This is a genomic window from Kitasatospora sp. NPDC058170, assembly GCF_042883905.1.
Lineage (GTDB): Bacteria > Actinomycetota > Actinomycetes > Streptomycetales > Streptomycetaceae > Kitasatospora.
The window spans coordinates 39,086-54,387 of record NZ_JBHVUV010000004.1 but is presented as its reverse complement, the minus strand read 5'-3'; the positions used below and the strand labels follow the sequence as shown (position 1 = coordinate 54,387).

Annotated in this window: 14 protein-coding genes and 1 tRNA gene; 11 read left to right on the top strand and 4 right to left on the bottom strand. The window is 74.1% G+C overall.

The features are described 5' to 3' along the window. Window positions 1–88: 88 nt before the first annotated feature. Entirely contained in the window at window positions 89–2,806 is a 2,718-nt protein-coding gene (locus ACFVVX_RS06360; RefSeq protein ID WP_387942022.1) for a penicillin acylase family protein, read from the top strand. A 93-nt stretch (window positions 2,807–2,899) separates the two neighbouring features. On the opposite strand, the gene ACFVVX_RS06355 is transcribed toward ACFVVX_RS06360, so the two are convergent. Next, on the bottom strand, window positions 2,900–3,475 hold the full coding sequence (locus tag ACFVVX_RS06355; RefSeq protein ID WP_387942020.1) for a 5-formyltetrahydrofolate cyclo-ligase: 576 nt from the start codon (window positions 3,473–3,475) through the stop codon (window positions 2,900–2,902). A 61-nt stretch (window positions 3,476–3,536) separates the two neighbouring features. On the opposite strand from ACFVVX_RS06355, the gene ACFVVX_RS06350 reads away from it, so the two are divergent. The 8 genes from ACFVVX_RS06350 (at window position 3,537) to ACFVVX_RS06315 (ending at window position 9,885) form a co-directional block, all read left to right on the top strand. After that, complete coding sequence (locus ACFVVX_RS06350) at window positions 3,537–4,406, top strand: GGDEF domain-containing protein (protein ID WP_387942018.1); 870 nt, start codon at window positions 3,537–3,539, stop codon at window positions 4,404–4,406. Window positions 4,407–4,457: 51 nt separating this feature from the next. Next, a complete protein-coding gene (gene galU / locus ACFVVX_RS06345; RefSeq protein WP_387942016.1) occupies window positions 4,458–5,378 on the top strand; it encodes a UTP--glucose-1-phosphate uridylyltransferase GalU in 921 nt (306 codons plus the stop codon). Between the two features lie 26 nt (window positions 5,379–5,404). Continuing rightward, the gene (gene glp / locus ACFVVX_RS06340; protein WP_387942014.1) at window positions 5,405–6,751 is read left to right on the top strand and encodes a gephyrin-like molybdotransferase Glp; all 1,347 of its coding nucleotides are present in this window, start codon (window positions 5,405–5,407) and stop codon (window positions 6,749–6,751) included. A gap of 170 nt (window positions 6,752–6,921) precedes the next feature. Then, the gene (gene moaC, locus ACFVVX_RS06335) at window positions 6,922–7,362 is read left to right on the top strand and encodes a cyclic pyranopterin monophosphate synthase MoaC (protein ID WP_387942515.1); all 441 of its coding nucleotides are present in this window, start codon (window positions 6,922–6,924) and stop codon (window positions 7,360–7,362) included. Next, window positions 7,359–7,865 (top strand): molybdenum cofactor biosynthesis protein B, encoded by a 507-nt coding sequence (locus ACFVVX_RS06330; protein WP_387942012.1) that lies wholly within the window; start codon window positions 7,359–7,361, stop codon window positions 7,863–7,865. Before moaC ends, ACFVVX_RS06330 begins: the two co-directional genes overlap by 4 nt. Beyond that, on the top strand, window positions 7,862–8,488 hold the full coding sequence (locus ACFVVX_RS06325) for a GNAT family N-acetyltransferase (protein WP_387942513.1): 627 nt from the start codon (window positions 7,862–7,864) through the stop codon (window positions 8,486–8,488). The genes ACFVVX_RS06330 and ACFVVX_RS06325 overlap by 4 nt, the downstream gene beginning before the upstream one ends. Window positions 8,489–8,638: 150 nt before the next feature. Further along, window positions 8,639–9,739 (top strand): gephyrin-like molybdotransferase receptor GlpR, encoded by a 1,101-nt coding sequence (gene glpR / locus ACFVVX_RS06320; RefSeq protein ID WP_387942010.1) that lies wholly within the window; start codon window positions 8,639–8,641, stop codon window positions 9,737–9,739. Window positions 9,740–9,811: 72 nt separating this feature from the next. Then, window positions 9,812–9,885 (top strand) — tRNA-Ala (locus ACFVVX_RS06315). An 87-nt stretch (window positions 9,886–9,972) separates the two neighbouring features. Here ACFVVX_RS06315 and ACFVVX_RS06310 read toward each other — a convergent pair. The 3 genes from ACFVVX_RS06310 to ACFVVX_RS06300 form a co-directional block, all read right to left on the bottom strand. Next, a complete protein-coding gene (locus ACFVVX_RS06310) occupies window positions 9,973–10,410 on the bottom strand; it encodes a universal stress protein (RefSeq protein WP_387942008.1) in 438 nt (145 codons plus the stop codon). A 101-nt stretch (window positions 10,411–10,511) separates the two neighbouring features. Next, window positions 10,512–11,405 carry a peptidase gene (locus ACFVVX_RS06305; RefSeq protein WP_387942006.1) on the bottom strand — a complete coding sequence of 298 codons (894 nt, stop codon included), beginning with the start codon at window positions 11,403–11,405 and terminating at the stop codon, window positions 10,512–10,514. A 2-nt stretch (window positions 11,406–11,407) separates the two neighbouring features. Continuing rightward, window positions 11,408–12,724 carry a VWA domain-containing protein gene (locus ACFVVX_RS06300; protein ID WP_387942004.1) on the bottom strand — a complete coding sequence of 439 codons (1,317 nt, stop codon included), beginning with the start codon at window positions 12,722–12,724 and terminating at the stop codon, window positions 11,408–11,410. Between the two features lie 557 nt (window positions 12,725–13,281). On the opposite strand from ACFVVX_RS06300, the gene ACFVVX_RS06295 reads away from it, so the two are divergent. Both ACFVVX_RS06295 and ACFVVX_RS06290 read left to right on the top strand, forming a co-directional pair. Then, on the top strand, window positions 13,282–13,794 hold the full coding sequence (locus tag ACFVVX_RS06295; protein WP_387942002.1) for a DUF1269 domain-containing protein: 513 nt from the start codon (window positions 13,282–13,284) through the stop codon (window positions 13,792–13,794). Window positions 13,795–13,923: 129 nt separating this feature from the next. Then, the gene (locus ACFVVX_RS06290) at window positions 13,924–15,258 is read left to right on the top strand and encodes an FtsW/RodA/SpoVE family cell cycle protein (RefSeq protein ID WP_387942000.1); all 1,335 of its coding nucleotides are present in this window, start codon (window positions 13,924–13,926) and stop codon (window positions 15,256–15,258) included. The last annotated feature ends 44 nt before the right edge of the window (window positions 15,259–15,302 follow it).

Here is a 15,302-nt window from a genome sequence, read left to right as displayed (position 1 = left end):
GCCGAGTCGGCCTAATGTGGTGCCCTGTCATGGCCGAGTGCCCTGGACACGCCCGCCCGCCCCCCAGTCGAGGACCGCAAGGACCCAGATGCCCCGCTCGAAGAAGTTCCGGCGCGCCCGTCTGATCGTGATCGTGCTGGTCGTGCTGCTGGTGGCCGGCGCCGGCTACGGCGGCTACCGGGGGGTGGCCGCGGTCCGCGCGTCCTTCCCGGAGGTCGACGGCAGCGTCAAGGTCGCGGGCCTGAGCGCGCCGGTCGACGTGAAGCGCGACGCCAACGGCATCCCGCAGCTCTACGCCGACACCAGCGAGGACCTCTTCCGCGCCCAGGGCTACGTCCAGGCCCAGGACCGGTTCTGGGAGATGGACGTCCGGCGGCACATCACCGCGGGCCGGCTCTCCGAGATGTTCGGCGACGGCCAGGTCGACACCGACTCCTTCATCCGCACCATGGGCTGGCGCCAGGTGGCGCAGAAGGAGTACGACCTTCAGCTCTCGCCCGAGACCAAGAAGTACCTGCAGGCCTACGCCGACGGCGTCAACGCCTGGCTCGCCGAGCACCCCGGCGGCGAGAGCGCCTCGCTGGAGTACACCCTGCTCGGCGTCGTCAACGGCGACTACAAGCCGGAGCAGTGGAGCCCGGTCGACTCGGTGTCCTGGCTGAAGGCGATGGCCTGGAACCTCTCCGGGAACCTCCAGGAGGAGATCGACCGCTCGCTGCTCGCCCAGGACTTCAGCCCGGAGAAGATCGCCGAGCTGTACCCGGAGTACCCGTACGCGCGCAACGGCACGATCGTGAAGACCGGCACCGTGGTCGGCGACGCCTACCGGCCCGCCGACGGCTCCGGCCCGGCCAACGCCGGCACCGCCACCGCCCAGGGCGCGGCCGCGACCAAGGCGCTGCTCAAGGACGTCACCGACCGGATCGACGGGATGCCGCAGCTGCTCGGCCGCCAGGGGCAGGGCATCGGCTCCAACTCCTGGGTGATCGCCGGCTCCAACACCACCACCGGCAAGCCGCTGCTGGCCAACGACCCGCACCTCGGCCCCGGCCTGCCCTCGGTCTGGTACCAGATGGGCCTGCACTGCCGCACCGCCTCGCCCGCCTGCCAGTACGACGTCTCGGGCTTCACCTTCGCCGGCCTGCCGGGCGTGGTGATCGGCCACAACAAGGACGTCGCCTGGGGCTTCACCAACCTCGGCGCCGACGTCACCGACCTCTTCCTGGAGAAGGTCACCGGCCCGGACACCTACCTGGTGGACGGCAAGGAGACGAAGTTCGAGCTGCGCAAGGAGACCATCAAGGTGGCCGGCGGTGCGGACCGCACCATCACCGTCCGCACCACCCAGACCGGCGCCCCGCTGATCTCCGACCCGAGCACCGAGCAGCAGAACGTCGGCAAGTACGCGCCGAACGGCAACGCCGCCCCGGACCGCGGCACCGGCGGCTACGGCGTCGCCCTGCAGTGGACGGCGCTCAGCCCCGGCAAGACGATGGACGCCGTCTTCGCGCTGGACCGCGCCAGGAACTGGGACGAGTTCCGCGGTGCCGCCAAGGACTTCGCCGTCCCCGCCCAGAACCTGATCTACGCCGACGCGAAGAACATCGGCTACCAGGCCCCCGGCAACATCCCGATCCGCGGCAAGGGCGACGGCACCTACCCGGCGCCCGGCTGGGACTCGGCGTACCAGTGGAAGGGCTCGATCCCCTTCTCCGCCCTGCCCTACAGCCAGAACCCCTCCGCCGGGTACATCGTCACCGCCAACCAGGCCGTGGTCGACCCGTCGTACAAGTACTCGCTGACCAAGGACTGGGAGTACGGCACCCGGGCCAAGGAGATCACCGAGCAGATCGACCTCAAGCTCAAGAACAACGGCAAGATCTCGCCGGACGACATGAAGGACATGCAGCTCGACAACACCAGCGTCCTCGCCCGGACCCTGGTCCCGCTGCTGCTCAAGGTCCAGATCGACGACCCGTACGTGCGCGAGGCGCAGAACCTGCTGAAGGACTGGAACTACCACCAGGACGCCGACTCGGCCGCCGCCGCCTACTACAACGGCGTCTGGAGCCAGCTGCTCAGCCTCTCCTTCGGCCAGAAGTTCCCGGCCGACCTGCGGGCCAAGGACAACTGCCTGCTGGTGCGCCAGCAGGCGGACCCGACCAAACCCGACAGCGGGCGCACCGCCTCGATCGTCACCGAGTGCGGCACCCGCGACCCGGGCAAGGCCCAGCCGGACGGCGGCGACCGCTGGACCGAGGTGGTGCGCGGCCAGCTGGACAAGCCCGACAGCAGCTGGTGGACGTACATCGACTCGCAGCACCACGAGCAGAAGGGCCTCGACAACCTGCTCGCGGAGGCGATGAAGAACGCCCGCCAGGAGCTCACCGCGAAGCTCAGCAAGGACGTCTCCACCTGGAGCTGGGGCCGGCTGCACAAGCTGACGCTGCGCGAGCAGACCCTCGGCACCGACGACTCCTCGATCGCCTCCGGGCTCGTCCACCGGCTGCTCAACCGCGGCCCGTACCGCCTCTCCGGCGGCTCGGCGGCGGTCGACGCGGCGGGCTGGAACGCGGCCGCCGGCTACGAGGTGGACTGGATCCCCTCGATGCGGATGGTCGTCGACCTCAGCGACCTCGACGCCTCGCGCTGGGTCAACGTCGGCGGCGCCTCCGGCCACGCCTTCCACCCCAACTACAACGACCAGACCGACCTCTGGCTCAAGGGCGAACTGCTGACCTGGGCCTACTCCCCGGACGCGGTGGAGAAGGCGACCAAGCACCGGCTGGTGCTGACCACCGGCTGACCCCCGTCCGCCGACGCGGCCCCGCCCCCCGAGCACCGGGGAGCGGGGCCGCCGCCGTTCCTACCGTCGCCGCCGTTCCTGCCGCGGTCGGCGTCACCCCAGCCGGTGCAGCCCGGACGGGGTGAGCGCGACATCCACCGGCAGGTCGTGCGGCTCGGCCGGCACACTCTCCAGCAGCTCGTCCTCGTACAGCAGGACGGCCAGCAGCGGCCGCGCCCCGGCCCGGCCGAGCCGGGCCAGCACCCGGTCGTACGAGCCGCCGCCCCGGCCCAGCCGCAGCCCCCGGCGGTCCACCGCCAGGCCCGGCAGCAGCACCAGCGAGGCGGTGCGGACCGCCTCCGGGCCGAGCCGTTCGCCGACCGGCTCCAGCAGGCCGCGCCCGGCCGGGGCCAGCCCGTCCGAGCCGGTGTACGCCGCCCAGTCCAGGTCGTTGTCGGACAGCAGGACCGGCAGCAGCACCCGGACCCCGCGCGCCAGCAGCGCGTCCAGCAGCGGCCGGGTGCCCGGCTCGGCGCCGACCGACACGTAGGCGGCCACGGTGGCGCCCGGCGCGGCCAGCTCCCCGGCGTGCCCGGCCAGGGCGAGCGCGGCCGCCTCCCGGGACGGCGCGGTCAGCGCACGCCGCCCGGCCAGCAGCCGTGTCCTCAGCGCGCTCTTCTCGTTGTGCATGGGATCCTCCACGGCTCTGTGCCCCGTCACGCTCAGAGCCTGACATGCGGAAGGCGCCCCGATGTCCACCCCGCTCCTGGTCCAGGCCCTGGCCGTGCTGAGCGCGCCCGCGCTGGCCGGCGCCACCCTGCTCGGGTGGCGGCTGCGCCGCGGCGAGCGCGCCGCCGCCGACCGGGAGGCCCGGTTGCGCGAGCGGGCCGCCGAGCTGGAGGAGCGCTGCGCGGAACTGGAGCGCACCGCCTCCTGCGACCCGCTCACCGGGGTCTGGAACTACCGCCACCTCCAGCTCACCCTGGACCGCGAGATCGAGCGCGCCCGACGGGCCGACCAGGCCGAACCGCAGGACGGGCCGCGCCCGCTGGCCGTCCTGCTGCTGGAGATCGCCGGCTTCGAGGCCGTCATCGCCGAGCACGGCCGCGCCCGGGCCAACGCGATACTCCGCGACCTCGCCCAGCGGCTCGGCATGGAGATCCGCCGCTCGGACACCCTCGGCCGGTACAGCGGCGAGGAGTTCCTGATCGTGCTGCCGGACACCGGGGCCGAGGGCGCCGCACAGGTCGCCGAGCGCCTGGTCTGGTCGGTCCGCCGCCACCTGCTGCTGGACTGGTCCTCCGGCGCGCGCGAGGACCGCCGCCCGCACGGCAACGGCCTGACCGCCGCCGTCGGCCTGGCCGTCCTGCCGGAGGACGGCACCCACGCCGCGGTGCTGCTGCGGGCCGCCGACCGGGCCCTGGCCGCGGCCCGCGCGGCGGGCGGCGACCGCTGGCACAGAGCCTTTTCCCCCAGGCCGGACGGTGGTCCCGATGCCGAACGTGACCGTTCGGAAAAGCCGGGTAGTCTGTCGCCCTGTGTCGGTGGGGACCCCCTCAGCCCACCCGCCACTGCCCATACGCCTGCCACTGTGGCCGGGCCACGCGACGTGCTGTCATAGCCGCTTCCATGCGCTCGGCCGGGCGAAAACATGCCTTAGTAAGGTAAACGCATGACGACGACCAACTCCCGAATTCCGGTAACCAAGGCCGTGGTGCCCGCGGCCGGACTGGGCACCCGCTTCCTGCCGGCCACGAAGGCCACGCCTAAGGAGATGCTGCCCGTCGTCGACAAGCCGGCGATCCAGTACGTCGTCGAGGAGGCCGCCTCCGCGGGGCTGTCCGACATACTGATGGTCACCGGCCGGAACAAGCGCGCCCTCGAGGACCACTTCGACCGCGCGTACGAGCTGGAGGAGCTGCTCGCCCGCAAGGGCGACCAGGACCGGCTGCGCCGGGTGCGCGAGTCCGTCGACCTGGCCAACATGCACTACGTCCGCCAGGGCGACCCCAAGGGCCTCGGCCACGCCGTCTCGGTCGCCGAGCAGCACGTGGCCGGCCAGCCCTTCGCCGTCCTGCTCGGCGACGACCTGATCGACCCGCGCGACCCGCTGCTCTCCCGCATGATCGAGGTCCAGCAGGAGCTCGGCGGCTCGGTCGTCGCGCTCATGGAGGTCGACCCCTCGCAGATCCACCTGTACGGCTGCGCGGCCGTCAAGGCCAACGGCTTCGGCGAGGACGTCTTCCAGGTGACCGACCTGGTCGAGAAGCCGGACACCGCCGACGCCCCGTCGAACTACGCGGTCATCGGCCGCTACGTCCTCGACCCCTCGGTCTTCGACGTCCTGCGCGAGACCCAGCCCGGCCGCGGCGGCGAGATCCAGCTGACCGACGCCCTGCGCGAGCTGACCACCCGCGACGCCGAGTCCGGCGGCCAGGTGCACGGCGTGCTGTTCAAGGGGCGCCGCTACGACACCGGCGACCGTGCGGACTACCTGCGCGCTATCGTCCGACTGGCCTCCGAGCGCGAGGACCTGGGCCCGGAGTTCCGCTCCTGGCTCAAGGAGTTCGTCGCCTCCGAGATGCAGGACTGACACACCGACAGAGAGCGAGTGCGCCGATGACCGGGTCCACGGAGAGCAGTACCACCCCCGCCGCAGCCTGCTGCGACGGATCCGCGGACCCGGCACCGGCCGCTCGCCCGGCCCGCCTGTGGACCGTCGACGAGCACCTCGCCGACGTCCTGGCGGCCGTCGGCCCGCTGCCCGCGATCGAGCTCCAGCTGCTCGACGCCCAGGGCTGCCGGCTCGACGAGGACGTGGTCGCCGACGGCGACCTCCCCCCCTTCGACAACAGCTCGATGGACGGCTACGCCGTCCGCACCGCCGACACCACCGGGGCCACCACCGAGTACCCCTCGGTGCTCGCGGTGGTCGGCGACATCGCCGCCGGCGCCGGTGAACTGCCCCGGGTCGGTCCCGGCCAGGCCGCCCGGATCATGACCGGCGCACCCGTGCCGCCCGGCGCCGAGGCCGTCGCCCCGGTCGAGTGGACCGACGGCGGCAGCGGTACCGGCGAGGCCGCCGACGCGATGACCGCTCCCGTCGAGGACGAGGAGGTCCGGGTCCGGCGCCCGGTCGCCGAGGGCGCCCACATCCGCCGCCGCGGCAGCGACGTCGCCGCCGGCGCGCGCGTGCTGGAGGCCGGCACCCGGCTCGGCCCGACCCAGCTCGGCCTGCTCGCCGCGATCGGCCGGGCCGCCGTACGGGTCCGCCCGCGCCCGCGCGTGGTGGTGCTCTCCACCGGCAGCGAACTGGTCCAGCCCGGGGAGCCGGTCGGCCCCGGGCAGATCGCCGACTCCAACAGCTTCACCCTCACCGCGGCCGCCCTGGACGCCGGCGCCATCGCCTACCGGGTCGGCGGCGTGCCGGACGACGCCGACCGGCTGCGCGCCGTCCTGGAGGACCAGCTCGGCCGGGCCGACCTGATCGTCACCAGCGGCGGGGTCAGCGTCGGCGCGTACGACGTGGTCAAGGAGGTCTTCGAGTCCTACGGCGGGATGGACTTCCGCCGGCTGCGGATGCAGCCCGGCAAGCCGCAGGGCTTCGGCCGGATCGGTGCCGGGGCTGGCGTCCCGCTGATGGCGCTGCCCGGCAACCCGGTGAGCGCGTACATCTCCTTCGAGCTGTTCGTCCGGCCGGTCATCCGCACCATGCTCGGCGCCGCCGACGTGCACCGCCCGGTGGTCCGGGCCGTCTGCCCGGTGGCGCTGCGCTCGCCCGCGGGGCGGCGGCAGTTCCTGCGCGGGCGGTACTCGGCGGCCGACGGCGTGGTCGAACCGGTCGGCGCCGCGGACTCGCACCTGGTCGGCGCCCTGGCCCGGGCGGACTGCCTGATCACCGTGCCGGAGGACGTCGTCGAACTGCCCGCGGGCAGCGCGGTCGAGGTCGTCCTGCTCGGCGGCTGACCGCACGGCGCGGCGGGCCGTCTCGGGTACTGACACGGCCCGTCCCACGCACCGGCCGGGGCTGGGGGTACGGTAGCGCGGTATTCGACCTGCGCCCCCTGGAGTACCCCGTGAGCACCTCACCCCCCGGCGACCGCCTCACCCACGTCGACGAGCAGGGCGCGGCCCGGATGGTCGACGTGTCGGAGAAGACCGCCACCGTGCGCACCGCCGTCGCCGCCGGCCGGGTCCGGGTCGCCCCCCGGGTGGTCGAGCTGCTGCGCGGCGAGGGCGTGCCCAAGGGCGACGCGCTCGCCGTCGCCCGGATCGCCGGGATCATGGGCGCCAAGAAGACCCCCGAGCTGATCCCGCTCTGCCACCCGATCGCGGTCTCCGGCGTGCAGGTGGACCTCGCCGTCACCGACGAGGCGGTCGAGATCACCGCCACCGTGCGGACCGCCGACCGCACCGGCGTCGAGATGGAGGCGCTCACCGCCGTCGCGGTGGCCGGCCTGACCGTGATCGACATGGTCAAGGCCGTCGACAAGGCCGCCGCCATCGAGGACGTCCGGGTGATCGCCAAGACCGGCGGCAAGAGCGGCGACTGGTTCGCCCCGGGGAGCCCGCAGTGAGGGCCCTCGCCGTCACCGTCTCCAACCGCGCCTCGGCCGGCGTCTACGCCGACAAGGGCGGCCCGCTACTGGTGGCCGGCCTGCGCGCGATGGGCTTCACGGCCGACGGCCCCCGGGTCGTCCCGGACGGCGAGCCGGTCGAGGCGGCCCTGCGGGAGGCCGTCGAGGCCGGCTACGACGTGGTGCTCACCACCGGCGGCACCGGCATCTCGCCGATGGACCTCACCCCCGAGATGACCGCCCGGGTGATCGACCGGCAGATCCCCGGCATCCCCGAGGCCATCCGGGCGTACGGCCGCGAGAAGGTCCCCACCGCGGCGCTGTCCCGTGGGCTGGCCGGCCTCGCCGGACGTACCCTGATCGTCAACCTGCCGGGCTCGACCGGCGGCGTCAAGGACGGCCTGGCCGTCCTGGAGCCGCTGCTGGCCCACGCCGTCGACCAGCTCGGCGGCGGGGACCACCCCAGGCCCGACACCCCGCCTGCCCCTGGGAGTACGCACTGAACGCCGGCTGGCCGGTAGAGCTCCACGAGGGGGATGTCGCGCTGCGCCCGATCCGGGCCCGCGACCAGCGCGACTGGCAGGAGGTCAGCCGCCGCAACCGGGACTGGCTGCTGCGCTGGGAGGCCACCGTGCCGCCCGGCCCGGCCGGCCACGGCGCCGGCCCGCGTCCGACGTACCGGCAGATGGTCCGCTTCCTGCGCGGCGAGGCCTCGGCCGGTCGGATGCTGCCCTTCGTGGTGCTCCACCAGGGCCGGCTGGTCGGACAGCTGACGGTCGGCGGGATCACCTGGGGCTCGATGTGCTCGGCCAACGTCGGCTACTGGGTCGACGAGGCGGTGGCCGGGCGCGGCATCATGCCGACCGCCGTGGCCCTGTCGGTGGACCACTGCTTCCGCACCCTCGGGCTGCACCGGATCGAGGTGTGCATCCGGCCGGAGAACGGTCCGAGCCGCCGGGTGGTGGAAAAGCTGGGCTTCCGCTCGGAGGGAATGCGCCCCCGCTATCTGCACATCGACGGTGACTGGCGGGACCACCTGGTGTACGCACTCACCGCCGAGGAGGTCCCCGAGGGGATGCTGGAGCGGTGGCGGACGCTCAGTTCCAGCCGCAGACCTCGTAATTGAATATATGTTCGAAAGAAATATCGATATGGCATCGGCGCGGCGACGGACGGGCACAAATACCGGCAAAATAGTCGGAGAATCAGCTTGATCACACGACACGCCGTGCCAAATTGCTGCCAGGCCTTACCCGGCGCCCGTACGGTGTGAAACGTGAGCAGTAGCGGCCTTATCTACGCCGTCATCGTAGGGGCCTGGGCCGCCTATCTGGTGCCGATGTGGCTCCGCAGGCAGGACGAGCTCAACGAGGCGCGTCCGACGGAGCGCTTCAGCACCGCCATCCGCCTGCTGGCCGGGCGTTCGGCGCTGGAGCGGCGGGCATCCCGGGCCCTGGGCGACGACCTGCGTGACGACGAGCAGAGCAGTGACGACGGCCCTCCCGTGCGGGACGCGGCCGACTCCGGCGACCCCGCGGACGGTGCGACGGTCGAGCCGGCCCCCGAGCACGCGCCGGTGCGGTCCGGCGACCGCCAGGCCGAGCAGGCCGAGCGGGCCGAGCGGGCCGAGCGGGCCGACGACCGGCCGGCCGAGCGGGCGGCCGAGGACTCCGCCGAGCGGCGGGCCGGGGCCGTGCGCCGGGCGCGCCTGCTGGCCCGGCGCCGCCGGATGGTCACCGTCCTCTTCCTGGCGTTCGCGCTCGGCGCGGTCGTCGCGGCGGTGGCCGGTCTGGCCTTCCTCTGGGTCCCGGCGGTCCCGGCGGCCCTCCTGACCTTCTACATCGGCCACCTGCGCAAGCTGGAGCGCCAGCGGTACGAGGTGAAGCTCGACCGGGCCCGCGCCGCCCAGGCCGCCGAGCGGCTGCGCAAGCGCGAGCGGGAGCGCCGGCGGGCCGACGCCCGTGCGGCCGAGGCCGCGGAGCAGGCCGAGCCCGCCCCGGCGCCGAGCACGGCCGCCGGGCGCGGCCGCCCGCACCTGAGGCTCGCCACCGACCCGGCCCAGGGCGCCCCGCGCCGGACCGGGTCGGCCTCCGCCGTGGCGGAGGTGACCGAGCACGAGGAGTGGGTCGACGGCATGCGCGAGCGCGGTGCGGCCGGTCCGGACTCCTGGGAGCCGGTGCCCGTCCCGCTGCCGACCTATGTGACCGCTCCGGTGGCCCCCCGGGTCACCCGCGGCCTCGACCTGTCGGCCCCCGGCACCTGGACCGCCGGCCGCTCCGCCGACGCGCACTCCACCGAGGCGCGGAACACCCCGCTCTTCGACCAGTACGCCGAGGCGCCCGCCGCCGAGCTCCGCCCCCGCGCCGCCAACGAGTAGTCCGCGCCGGACCCCTCACCAGCGGGGGTGGTCACGGACCCCCTCCAAAGGGTGCTAGAGTTTCATCTCGTTGGGGCTGTGGCGCAGTCCGGTAGCGCACCTCGTTCGCATCGAGGGGGTCAGGGGTTCGAATCCCCTCAGCTCCACCCAACGGAAGTCCCGCCCGATCGTTCAGATCGGGCGGGACTTCTGCGTTGTACGGGGAGGGCGCGCTGACGGGGTGTCGGCCGCGGTCAGTGCTTGACGATCACGACGGTGCACGGCGCGTGGTGGACGCAGTAGTGGCTGACCGAGCCCAGGGCCGCGCCGGGCGGGGCGTGGCGGCCGCGACTGCCCAGGACGAGGGCGTCGGCGCCCTCGGCGGCGGCCGACAGGGCGGGGCCGGGCGGACCGGCCTTGAGGTGGCGCCGGACCGGGGGAGCGGCGCCGGGGAGGGCCGCGGCCAGCGCCTCGTCGAGGATCCGGGCGGCGCAGCGCTCCGGTTCGAAGCCGTCCAGCGCGGGAGGGACGAGGCCCCGCTCGCCGTACAGGCCGGGGAACTCCCAGACCGCCACCGCCTCCAGGACGCCGCCGGTCTGGGCGGCCAGCCGGGCCGCCCAGCGGACGGCCGCGTGGGAGAGCGGTGAGCCGTCCACGCCCACCACGATCCTGCCGTCCGGCTGCCGGGCCATGGTTCGAGCGTAGGGCCTGCGGGGCCGGGGCGCCGGGGCGGCGGGACGACCGAGGGCCGGCCGGAGGTGTCCGGCCGGCCCTCGGGGAGGGGCGGGTGCCGTCAGGGCTGCCCGGAGCCCGCGTAGGGGCCCGGCTGCGGGGCGCCGGCCTGCGGCGGGACGCTGCCGTAGCGGGCCGGACGGCGGCCGCGCGGGTGGCGGGTCAGGGTGTAGCCGGCCACCCCCGCGAGGGCGGCCAGCGCGCCGCCGGCCACGGTCCAGAACCAGCGGCTGTTCCAGCCGGAGAACCAGCCCGAGTACCAGTGGTCCTCGGCCTCCGCCGGTGCGGCCGCCTGGGCGGCGTTCGCCGCGCCGCCGCCCACCGGGGGCACCAGCGGGGCCTTGAGCTCGCCGCCCTCGGGCTGGGCGTTGTCCGCGTCGCCCTTGACGCCGACGTGCAGCTGGACGGAGGCGGCGAGGCCGAGGTCCGGCTGCGGGGCGTCGGAGAGCGCGAGGCGGACGTAGTAGGTGCCCGGCAGCGGGTCGCCCGACCACGGCTCGGCCCAGGAGCGGACCTCGCGCATGGTGCAGCTCAGCGAGAGCGCGGGGGCGGCCGCCTCGCCGGTGGCGTTCTGGGTGCCGGCGGTGCAGGACTGGCGGCGGCGCAGGCCGTCGAAGACCTCGACGCTCCAGGTCTGCGGGCCGTGCCGGTCGGCGGCGGGAGGCAGGTTGACGGTCAGGCCGATCGTCGGGGTCTGCCCCTCGGACGCGCCGAACGCCCAGTACAGGTAGTCGCCGGTGGAGGCGGCGACGTTGGCGTCCTGACCTGCGGCGAGGTTGATCGCGGTCAGGAAGGACGTCCCGGCCTTGGTGGCCGGGGCGGGCTTGCCGCTCGCGCTCGGCGAGGGGGACGGCGAGGCGGCCGAGGCGGCGGGCGCCGCCACGGCGAGGGCCGGGAGCAGGGCGAACCCGGCCAGGGAGGCGCGCAGGGCGCGGTGGGTCGTCAGGGTGGGCATCGTCAGTTCTCCCGCCAGACGGCGATTCGCCAGCGTGCGATCCAGCCGAACAGCAGGCCGGTCAGCAGGCCGGCCAGGGTGAGCACCAGCAGCAGGATCCAGCCGCGGCCGAGACCCATCGCCGGGCCGTCCGGGGCGGGCGAGGCGGTGGCCAGGTCGACGGTCAGCTCCAGCGGGAGGCCGGGGTCGGCCTGCACGCCGGCCTGGGCGGCGAGCGAGTTGCTGACCACCAGGCAGACGGTGGTCTCCGGCTTGCCGCTCGGCGAGCCGGACGGGGTGGCGGAGGCGTAGCCCTTGGAGTCGTCGGTGGACCAGCGCAGGCCGGTGGAGACCACGTCGGTCCGGCCGCTGCCCGCGTCGGTGCCGCGGACCAGCTCCTGGCCGCTCGTGCTGGTGGCCTGGAGCAGGACGCCGTAGTCGCGGGCCACCGGCCGGTCGAGCGAGACGCTGACCGAGGCGCGCAGCTCCTGGCCGGCCTTGACCGGGATGCGGTAGACGCGGTGCTCGGAGAACTTCTCCCGGTCGCTGTAGACGCCGGGGGTGAGCACCGGTGCGCTCTCGCACTTGTCGGTGCCCGCGGTCTTGACCGGCGTCACGGCGTAGGTGTCGCTGGAACGGACGACCAGCTGCTTGACCTTCTCGGTGAGCTGGTCCTGCGAGCGGACGTCGGTGTAGGTGCCGCCGGTGGCGTTGGCGATGCAGAGCAGCTGCTGACGGGTCTTGTCGTCGTGCGCCAGGCCGAGGGTGTCGACCACCAGGTGGATGCCCTGGGCGGCGAGCTCGCGGGCCACGTCGCACGGGTCCGGCGGGGCGCAGGAGTCCTCGCCGTCGGTGATCAGGACCACCCGGCGGGTGGTCTCGCCCTTGCCGAGGTCCTGGGCGGCGCCGCGCAGGGCGAGGCCGATCGGGGTCCAGCCGGTCGGGCGCAGGGTCGCCACCGCGGTCTTGGCCTCGACCTTGTTGGTCTTGCCGACCGGGAAGAGCTGCTTGGTGTCCTGGCAGCCCTGGGCCTTGTCGTCGCCGGGGTAGTTGGCGCCGAGGGTGCGGATGCCGAAGTCGGTCTCCGCGGGCAGGGCGTCGATCACCTCGTTCAGGGACTGCTGGGCCACCGCGATGCGGCTCTTGCCCTCGATGTCGGTGGCCCGCATGGAGCCGCTGACGTCGAGTACGAGGTCGACCCGGGGGGCTTCCTTGCCGGCGGAGCCGGCTGATGGTTCGTCGGCATGGGCGGGCAGGCCGCTGAGCAGCGCACCGCCTGTTATCGCCAGGGCGGCCAGCAGGCTGCCGAGCCTGGCCTTTGGTCGTCGTCCGGTAGTCACCCGCCGAATCCTAGGGCGTGTTCGCGAAGTCGCGTCGGGCCCGCGGATCGTCAGGCCCGGCCCGGGGAGCACCAGTTCGCCACGGTCGGCGGGGGGAGCGCGCGGGCGGGGTGGCTCCGGGTGTGAACTTCCGGGCTCCGGTGGCCGATCGGCCGTGGGTGTGGATGTTCACGCCGGTCCTGCGAGGGCCGGACTAGCCTTCGGGCCGGGAGAGGCGGAGGGGGCGCGCGGATGGAGCTGGCCGGGGTAGGCAAGCGGTACGGGCGGGGCGGGCGGCGTACGTGCCGGAGCGCTTCCCGCCCGCGCTGCCGTTCGACGCCCTGGCTCGAACTGCTGCTCGCCGCCGGGCTGCTGGCCGCGGGGGCGGCGGGGTCCTCGGCGCTGGCCGGCCGACGCCCGGGGTGACCGCCGTGGGCCGTCGCTTCAATGCGGGACACACCGGATGGAAGAGCCAATAAATATGGATAGCGCTCGTTAGGGTGACGAACGGGGCAGGGCGCCGCTACACCGGCGCCCGCGCCCGGCCGGCATGTCCGACTGATTGGAAGGACCCGCACGTGAGCAACCTCTTCGCGATCGCCTACCCGGATCTGGCCACCGCCCAGGCGGTGCGCAGCGAGGCGGTCGGCCTGCAGACGCAGAAGCTGATCGACCTGGAGGACGCCGTCGTCGTGGAGCGCCGCGGCGACGGCCGGATCAAGCTGCACCAGCAGGTCAGCACCACGGGCGCGGGCGCCGCCTCGGGCGCGCTCTGGGGCGGCGTCATCGGGCTGCTGTTCTTCATGCCGTTCCTCGGGGCGGCGGTCGGCGGCGCGGCGGGCGCGGCGGTCGGCGCCTCCACCGACATCGGGGTGGACGACACGTTCATGCGCGAGGTCGGCGAGCACCTCCAGCCGGGCACCGCCGCGGTGTTCCTGCTGGTCCGCAAGGCCACCGCGGACAAGGTCGTCCCCGCGCTGGCCCGCTACGGCGGAAAGATCATCCAGACCTCGCTCTCCGCCGAGGCCGAGGCCGAACTGAAGGCGACCGTCGATGCGTCCCGGGCGCAGGCCGCCCCGACCCCCGCCTGAGGCGCCGCACCGGTCTGACCCGACCAGCCGCTCACGTCGGGGCGGACGGGCCCGCGGCCCGTCCGCCCCGATCGCCATCCCCCGGTCGGCGCCAACTCCGCAGGACGGTCCGTGGCCACTCCCTCCGCCGTGACGAGAACCGCAGGCCGGCCGCGCCGGACCGTGCGGACCCGGCGCAACACCGAACTCGCGCTGGTCCTGGCCGCGGTGCTGCTCGCCGTCTTCGGCTACGCCGAGGTCGGCGTCAACATCGACGGCACGGTGCCCGCCGACGCGGGCGAGTACGGCGCGGCGCTCGGCGTGCTCGCGCTGCTGGCGCACGCCGTGGTCCGCTGGAAGGCGCCGTACGCGGACCCGTTGCTGCTGCCGATCGCGGTGCTGCTCAACGGGGTCGGGCTGGTCGTCATCTACCGCCTGGACCGGGCCACCGCCGGCGGCGGCGCGGCGCCCACCCAGCTGCTCTGGTCGACCCTCGGGGTGGCGCTGTTCATCGCCGTCGTCCTGCTGCTGCGCGACCACAAGCGGCTCCAGCGCTACGCCTACAGCGGGGCGCTGGTCGCCCTGGTCCTGCTGGTCCTGCCGATCTTCTTCCCGCCGGTGTACGGCTCGCGGATCTGGATCACGATCGGGCCGCTCTCGTTCCAGCCGGGGGAGTTCGCCAAGATCCTGCTGGCGGTCTTCTTCGCCGCCTACCTGGCGGTGCACCGCGACGCGCTGGCGCTCACCGGCCGCCGGGTGCTCTGGTTCCAGTTACCGCGCGGGCGGGTGCTCGGACCGGTGCTGCTGATCTGGGCGGCCTTCGTCGGGATCCTCGTCCTGGAGACCGACCTCGGCACCTCGCTGCTGTTCTTCGGCCTGTTCGTGGTGATGCTGTACGTGGCCACCGCGCGCAGCGGCTGGATCGCCATCGGGCTGTTCCTGGCCGCGGTGGCGGCGGTCGGGGTCGGCTGGCTCTCGCCGCACGTGCACAGCCGGGTCGGCGACTGGCTGGACCCGCTCGGCTCGATCGCCGCCGGGAGGGGCGCCAACCAGATCGCCCAGTCGCTGTTCGCCTTCGCCTGGGGCGGGGAGCTGGGGGCCGGCCTCGGCAACGGGCACTCCGTCCTGATCGGCTTCGCCGCCAAGTCGGACTTCATCCTCGCCACCATCGGCGAGGAGCTGGGCCTGACCGGACTGGTCGCGCTGTTCCTGCTCTACGCGCTGCTGGTCTCCCGGGGCTTCCGGACCGGCATCGCGCTGCGCGACCCGTTCGGGCGGCTGCTGGCGATCGGGCTGGCCGCGATCGTCGGCCTCCAGGTGTTCGTGGTGGCGGGCGGGGTGCTGGACCTCATCCCGCTGACCGGGATGACCCTGCCGTTCGTCGCCCAGGGCGGCTCCTCGGTGGTCACCAACTGGATCATCGTCGCGCTGCTGGTCCGGATGAGCGACCTCGCCCGCCGCCCGGCCCCCGAGGAGGCCCCGTGATCCGCCGCGACCGGCCGGCCCGGCCGAAGGGCTCGACCAACGGC